The 6,688-nt window shown below is 61.2% G+C and carries 6 protein-coding genes; 2 read left to right on the plus strand and 4 right to left on the minus strand.

The features are described from left to right. Positions 1 to 6: 6 nt before the first annotated feature. Positions 7 to 951 carry a sterol desaturase family protein gene (locus E0486_RS17520; RefSeq protein WP_131854202.1) on the minus strand — a complete coding sequence of 315 codons (945 nt, stop codon included), beginning with the start codon at positions 949 to 951 and terminating at the stop codon, positions 7 to 9. Positions 952 to 1,057: 106 nt separating this feature from the next. Between E0486_RS17520 and E0486_RS17525 the strand changes: the two genes are divergently transcribed. Then, entirely contained in the window at positions 1,058 to 1,588 is a 531-nt protein-coding gene (locus E0486_RS17525) for a DUF4142 domain-containing protein (protein WP_131854204.1), read from the plus strand. A gap of 193 nt (positions 1,589 to 1,781) precedes the next feature. Here the strand turns inward: E0486_RS17525 and E0486_RS17530 are convergent, their stop codons facing one another. The 3 genes from E0486_RS17530 to E0486_RS17540 all read right to left on the minus strand — a co-directional run bounded on the left by E0486_RS17530 (position 1,782) and on the right by E0486_RS17540 (position 5,799). After that, positions 1,782 to 4,043, minus strand: a complete 2,262-nt coding sequence (locus tag E0486_RS17530; RefSeq protein WP_131854206.1) for a sodium-translocating pyrophosphatase — start codon at positions 4,041 to 4,043, stop codon at positions 1,782 to 1,784. A 145-nt stretch (positions 4,044 to 4,188) separates the two neighbouring features. Next, on the minus strand, positions 4,189 to 5,238 hold the full coding sequence (locus E0486_RS17535) for a hypothetical protein (protein WP_131854208.1): 1,050 nt from the start codon (positions 5,236 to 5,238) through the stop codon (positions 4,189 to 4,191). A 54-nt stretch (positions 5,239 to 5,292) separates the two neighbouring features. Beyond that, positions 5,293 to 5,799 (minus strand): DUF4919 domain-containing protein, encoded by a 507-nt coding sequence (locus E0486_RS17540; protein WP_131854210.1) that lies wholly within the window; start codon positions 5,797 to 5,799, stop codon positions 5,293 to 5,295. A gap of 75 nt (positions 5,800 to 5,874) precedes the next feature. On the opposite strand from E0486_RS17540, the gene E0486_RS17545 reads away from it, so the two are divergent. Beyond that, positions 5,875 to 6,369 carry a Gmad2 immunoglobulin-like domain-containing protein gene (locus tag E0486_RS17545; protein ID WP_131854212.1) on the plus strand — a complete coding sequence of 165 codons (495 nt, stop codon included), beginning with the start codon at positions 5,875 to 5,877 and terminating at the stop codon, positions 6,367 to 6,369. The last annotated feature ends 319 nt before the right edge of the window (positions 6,370 to 6,688 follow it).

Here is a 6,688-nt window from a genome sequence, read left to right on the forward strand (position 1 = left end):
TACGACCTATTTCGTACGAACGCCTCCGTGCCCTTCGTTTTTGGGGACGTTAACATTATTTAACATTTCATGGCCGGGGTCCAGCATTCCGCTTTGGGCACGCAGTTGCCTCGTCGTCAGCGTACTTCCATCGGGGCTCCAACCGGGTGCACCGAACAGGTAACTCATTCGCTCCTGCCAGTTCCGGGCCCGAACCACCTGGCGGAGCAGGTCGCCCCATGTTTTCAGGGCTACGACCACCGGGTGGAACGACCCGATATTCCGCGTCAGTCCATATGTCGGGCGTTCCTCCTCGGGCTGGAAGGTGCCGAAGAGGCGGTCCCAGATGATCAGGATACCGCCATGGTTTTTGTCGAGGTACTTCAGGTCGGAGCCGTGGTGCACGCGGTGGTGCGACGGCGTGTTGAGTAAAAACTCAAGCGGCCGCGGCAGCCGCTGCACCAACTCGGTATGGATCCAGAACTGGTAGATGAGACTTACCTGCTGCATCAGCAGGATCCAGACGGGCGCGAAACCGGCGAGCGGCATCCAGGCCCAAAAGAGAAAGGTCCCCGTAAGATTACCGGTCCAGGTTTGCCGCAGCGCCGCCGCGAGGTTATATCGTTGCGAAGAGTGATGCACCACGTGCGAGGCCCAGAACCAGTTCACGTTGTGGGCGCTGCGGTGAAACCAGTAGTAAGAAAAGTCATCGGCGAGGAAGAGCAGGGGCCAGAACCACCAGTGCGTTGCCGAAAGGTCGAATAGGCGGTAGCGATACAACAGCGTGAACAGTCCGAAGATGAGGGCTTTGGTAAGAAAGCCGGAGAGCACGTTGCCGACGCCGAGCGCCAGCGAACTCCAGGTGTCCTTTGTATCATAGAGGCTGCGCTGCTCGCGCGCGGAGAGCCAGGCCTCCAGGGAAAGCAGCAGCAGGAAGAACGGGATCGCATAAAGGACGAGGGCCGGAGGCATACTTAAAGGTACCGGTTCAAAAGTAATTTGCTATGGCTGAGCGGGCTTTGCACAGAATTTGTTAAGGGATTGGCGATCGTTTCATTTACCCCAAAAAACCATACGTATGAAAAAAGGAAAGATCCTCTTTCTCGCTTCCGCCTTCGCCCTGACCCTGACCGCCTGTGACAAGGATAATGATGAGGGCAACAACAATGGCACCGAAACAAGCAACACCCAGGATGTGAACTTTGCGCTCCAGGCTTCGTTTGCCAACAAGGCGGAGATCGCCGCGGGCAACATCGCCAGCCAGCGCGCTACCAACGCCGGTGTGATGAGCTTTGCCCAGATGATGGTGACCGACCACTCGACGGCTCAAACCCAGCTGCAGACGGCGGCCAACAACGCCCGCCTGTCCATCACTGCCGATACGAGCTCCTTCGCCGCGGTTCGTCAGCAACTCCTGGCACTGAGCGGACGAGCGTTCGACAGCACCTATATTACCATGCAGGTAGCCGGCCACCAGGCCACGCTGGCCCAGCTGCAGGCGGAAGCCACCAACGGCGCTTCGCCTTCGCTGAAGGCCTATGCCACCCAGCAGATCCCGCACGTGTCCGAGCACCTGCGCGTAGCGGATAGCCTTCGCCTGCACCTGTGATCCGTGAGGAGTAAGGAGGAATCAGTGGCCCTTGCCACTGAACCGGAATGAGGAGCCGAAAGGCTCCTTTTTCGTGCCCACTCCACTTCAACATTCCTCATTCCGTGTTCCCTGTTCCTTCTTGTTGTTGCCCTGAATAAAAAAAGGCCCCGCTAAAAAGCAGGGCCATCTCACAGTAAGCAGTAGAAAGCGTTTATCGATAGGAAACCGAGGTGCTTTGGGGCGCAACGGCTGCCGTCTCTTTTACAGACTCCACCTGCGGCGCGTTCGCTGCACGGTCGGAAGAATTTTTTCCTTTGTGCATCCCCGCCAGGGTGGGGGCGATCACGAGCGATACGATCGACATCAGCTTGATGAGGATGTTCATCGAGGGGCCCGAGGTGTCTTTGAAAGGATCACCTACGGTATCGCCGGTTACGGAAGCCTTGTGGGGGTCGGAACCCTTGAAGTACTTCTGGCCGTTGATGTCCACGCCTTTCTCGAAGCTCTTCTTGGCATTGTCCCAGGCGCCGCCGGCATTGTTCTGGAACATACCCATCAGCACACCGCTCACCGTAGCGCCGGCGAGGAAGCCGCCGAGAGCCTCGGGGCCGAGCAGGAAGCCGATGATGATCGGAGAAACGATGGCAATGGCGCCGGGCAGCATCATCTTGCGGATCGAAGCCTCGGTGGAAATGGCCACGCATTTGTCGTACTCGGGCTTGCCCTTACCTTCCATGATGCCTTTGATCTCGCGGAACTGGCGGCGTACTTCCTCCACCATGGCCATGGCGGCCTCACCCACGGCGCGGATGGCCAGCGAGGAGAAGATGAAGGGGATCATACCGCCGATGAACAACGAGGCGAGTACGTCTGCCTTATAAATATTGATACCGTCCATGTTGAAGCCGTTGGCGTTCACCACACCTACGTAGGCGGCGAAGAGAGCCAGGGCGGTGAGGGCGGCAGAAGCGATGGCGAAGCCTTTACCCGTGGCGGCGGTGGTGTTGCCCACTGCGTCGAGCGTGTCCGTCTTCTCGCGCACGTCTTTCGGCAGTTCGCTCATTTCGGCGATACCGCCGGCGTTGTCGGCAATGGGGCCGAAGGCGTCAATTGCCAGCTGCATGGCGGTGGTGGCCATCATACCGGCAGCGGCAATAGCCACACCGTACAGACCGGCGAAGTAGTACGAACCGTAGATACCACCGGCCAGCACGAGGATGGGGAGGAAGGTCGATTCCATACCCACGGCGAGGCCGCCGATGACGTTGGTGGCGTGGCCCGTGCCGCTCTGGCGCACGATGCTCATCACCGGGCGCTTGCCCATGGCGGTGTAGTATTCGGTAATGATGCTCATGAGCGTTCCTACCACGAGACCAACCATGATGGCGTAGAAAACGTCCATGCGGTCGAACTGGAAGCCGCGGAGGTTCATATCACCTTCGGGGAGGATGCCCATGCAGAGGAAGTAAGCGGCGATGGCCGTGAGAAGCATCGAGCCCCAGTTACCCATGTTCAGGGCGCGTTGTACCACGGCGGTGGAGATCGGCGAATTCTCGGCGATACGCACGAAGAAGGTACCGAAGATGGAGAAGAGGATGCCTACGCCTGCAATGAGCATGGGCAGCAGGATGGGCGAAAAGCCCTGGAAGCCGTCGGAGAGGTTGGTGCCGCCGTTGCCGGTCACTTCATGACCAAGTACGATGGTGGCGAGTACGGTGGCTACATAAGAGCCGAACAGGTCGGCGCCCATACCGGCAACGTCACCCACGTTGTCGCCTACGTTGTCGGCGATGGTGGCGGGGTTGCGCGGATCGTCTTCGGGGATGCCGGCTTCTACCTTACCAACGAGGTCGGCGCCTACGTCGGCCGCCTTGGTATAGATACCGCCGCCTACGCGGGCGAAGAGGGCAATGGATTCAGCACCGAGCGAGAAGCCCGTGAGCACCTCGATGGCGCGGGTCACCTCGTGCGAGTTGGCCATGGCGTCGGGAGCGAATACTTTGAGGAGTACAATGAATACGCCGCCGAGACCGAGTACGGCCAGGCCGGCAACGCCCATACCCATTACGGCACCGCCGGTGAAGGACACCTGGAGGGCTTTCGACAGGGAGGTGCGGGCGGCGTGGGCCGTGCGCACGTTGGCTTTGGTGGCGGCGCGCATGCCGATATAGCCGGCGAGGGCGCTGAAGAAGGCGCCTACAAGGAAAGCAACCGCGATGGTCCAATGCGACTCTTCGCTCCGGCTACCCATATAACCAAGCAGCAGGGCCACGATCAGGCCGAACCAGGCGAGGAGTTTCCACTCGGCGCGCAGGAAGGCCATGGCGCCCTCGGCGATGTAGTTACCGATCTCACGCATACGGTCGGTGCCGTCTTCCTGCTTGGAAACCCAGGCGAATTTCCAGAATGTATACAGCAATCCGATCAGGCCCAGGACGGGCACCAGGTACAAGTACTTTTCGTACGAATTCATGTGCTCTATTGTTTTGCGGGTTTAAGTCACGCCCTTGCGGCGTCCGTTAATGAAATGTGAACGCCCATTTTGGCGGACGGCAAAGATAGGGGAGCAGCCGTAAATGTGTACGGTTACGAAAACCTTCCGGCTAACACCCGCTTCCTTAATAATAAAAGCGATAATTAAAGCGGTCGCCGAGGGCGCTGCTGGCGCCTGCCGACAGTGCCGACGGCCAGTAGGGCCGGTTGGCCATAGGGGTGATCTGCAGGTCGAAGTAATCGGAGGCCGCCGCGATGAGCCAGCCGCCGGAGGTATAGCCGCTCAGGAAGAAGTGGTTCGGCACCCGCGGCGACAGGAAGTCGAGGTAATAAGGAAGGATGTTGGAATTCCAGGCCGCCTTGTGCCAGCTGTTGCCCAGCACCTCCCTGGTCACCGGCGTATAGATCGGGGCGAAGGGCATTCCAGATATGTTCAGCTCCGAAAGCGGGTTGACGAAGGCCGAATACTGCACGCCTTCCACCAGGGCATAGTCGCCGCTGCCGAAGCTTCCCTGGGCGAGGGCGCTCTTGAGCGTCCCGATGCCGCCGCCGGGCGCCACCTGCAGCGTGTCTGAGCGGAGCCACTGGTCGGCACCGCCACTGACCGGCGCGTTTCTCCAGTAAACGTACACGCGTCCGCCGGCAGCATCATAGGTATAGGTGCGGGTTACGAGTACGCGCACCGGCGTGCCGCTGCTGTTGAAGGCAATCATCTGGTTGCTTCGGTCGGTGGTTGGCAGCCCGTTGGCTGCGTAGTCGACTTCGGTGGTATCGTAAATGATCGAGCCGGGTGTACTTCTATTGAGGTTGGGCGCAATGATGCGCCAGGGGCGACGCGCGCTGCCGTTGTAAAAGAAACGACAGGTGGCCGTGTCGAGGCCCACCGGCGAATAATTGCGGATGCCCACCGCCGTTACACGTCGGCTGCTGTCGTAGTAAAAGCTGTAGTCCTTGTTGCGGCGCAGGATGTTCGGGTTGCTTTGTTGGTAGTCTTCCTCCACCCGGCTTACATAGAGGTTGCTGTCGGCCGGCGGCGGGGGCAGGGGCAGGGGCGGCGCCACGGTGGTATCTACCGGTGTTGGCGGCGGCACCGGGTCGGGGCGCGAGCAGGCGGCGAACAAAAGGGTGGCTGTGGGCGCGGCCAGGAGCAGGGAGCAAAAGCGGCGGGAGGCCATGGGCAGGGTTTTACGGGGTGCAAAAGGTGAAAGCCATTGGGGGGAGCGGCCCGCTTATGAGCGGACGCGCCCGAGCTTTGCCAGCACGTCGGTGACGTCGAAGTACCATTCCGCACCGCTCTTCGTTACCACGTGATCGAGGCGGCGGCCGCTTTCCTCCAGCAGGCGCTGCGTGTCGAGCTCCTCGCCGAGTGCCTGGAGCAGGTCGTGCTCGTCGGCCACGCTGCTCACGAGGTAGGGCTGCTCCCGGCTTCCGTCGCCGGTGCCGCGGATGCCGTCGAGCATCATGCGGTAGAGGAATTGCTCGGCGCGCTCGCCGTCTTCATGCCCGCATTTGTGCCAGGCGAAGCTTTTGAGCAGGTGGGCCCGCGGGCTGAGCAGCAAATTGATATCGGTGTTGGCGCCGGCCTCTTCGAAGCGGCCCCCATCGAGCTGGTCGTTGAGGTCGCCCAGCGCATTGCCGTAGGGCTCATAGCCGGGGTGAGCGATGACGGCGCTGCGGAGTTCGGAGAAGCTGGCCGCCGAAGGTGCTTCGAGGTAGGCCTGAAAGAGATGGATCATGGGCGAATTTGCCGGAAGGTCGCACCCGCGCCGCAAACGGCAAAGGCGCGGCACCATTTTTTAACCGCGCCGGGTATGCGTAGCGTTTTGCCGATCACCGTACTGGCCGTGGTGCTGGTTGCCTGCGGGCCCGGCAACGGGCACCCCGAAGCCAAGGACACCGTGTCGCTGGGGCCCGTTGCGGCCGATACCCCCCGGCGGGTTCCGCCAGCGGCACCCGCGCCCGGAAAGGACACGGATACGGTGGCTCCGGCCGACAGTCCGCAGCTGCGGGGTCTCCGGGCCGGCGACACGCTCAGGAGCCCCGCCCGCATCGAGGGCACTGCCCGGGGCACCTGGTATTTCGAAGGGCAATTCGTACTGAAACTCTACGACTCCCTCAACCGCCTGCTGGCGCTCATTCCCGCCAGGGCCACCACGGACTGGATGACCGAAGAATACGTGCCCTTCCGCGGGGTGCTGGAGTGGAAAAAATACAGCGGCCGCGGCATGCTGGTGCTGGAGGCGGACAACCCGTCGGGCGATGAAGAGCGGGCGAAGCGGCTGAAGGTGGGCGTGTGGCTGAAGTGACCTTCGGCCCCCGGAGTGAAGTCCGGGGCAATAAAAGAAAAAGCCGCTACGCGGCTTTACGAGGGCGCAGGTAGTTAAGCCTTTGAGTTCAGATTGGTTTGGTAACCCTCCACTTGTGCTGTTCTTTACTACCCGACAGCCGCCCTCGCCTTCGAATGGAATCGGCGAGACCCCGCACCGCGAAGCGGTGCTATCCCGGTAGCCGGCGGGCAAAGCCCGCCGGAACGGATTGAAAGCGGGAGGACGGCGCCCTGGAAGGGCGCCATCTTTATTACGTCCGGCGCAGCCGGGCGGTGGAATGACGCATCCCGGCCGGCCA

It is taken from the genome of Flaviaesturariibacter aridisoli, from assembly GCF_004343705.1.
GTDB classification, from domain to species: domain Bacteria; phylum Bacteroidota; class Bacteroidia; order Chitinophagales; family Chitinophagaceae; genus Flavisolibacter; species Flavisolibacter aridisoli.

Excerpts from the sequence above, each read along its gene's own strand:
- E0486_RS17530 (WP_131854206.1), bottom strand. The coding sequence starts at position 4,043 with ATGAATTCGTACGAAAAGTACTTGTACCTGGTGCCCGTCCTGGGCCTG.
- E0486_RS17535 (WP_131854208.1), bottom strand. The coding sequence starts at position 5,238 with ATGGCCTCCCGCCGCTTTTGCTCCCTGCTCCTGGCCGCGCCCACAGCC.
- E0486_RS17545 (WP_131854212.1), top strand. The coding sequence starts at position 5,875 with ATGCGTAGCGTTTTGCCGATCACCGTACTGGCCGTGGTGCTGGTTGCC.
- E0486_RS17525 (WP_131854204.1), top strand. The coding sequence starts at position 1,058 with ATGAAAAAAGGAAAGATCCTCTTTCTCGCTTCCGCCTTCGCCCTGACC.
- E0486_RS17520 (WP_131854202.1), bottom strand. The coding sequence starts at position 951 with ATGCCTCCGGCCCTCGTCCTTTATGCGATCCCGTTCTTCCTGCTGCTG.
- E0486_RS17540 (WP_131854210.1), bottom strand. The coding sequence starts at position 5,799 with ATGATCCATCTCTTTCAGGCCTACCTCGAAGCACCTTCGGCGGCCAGC.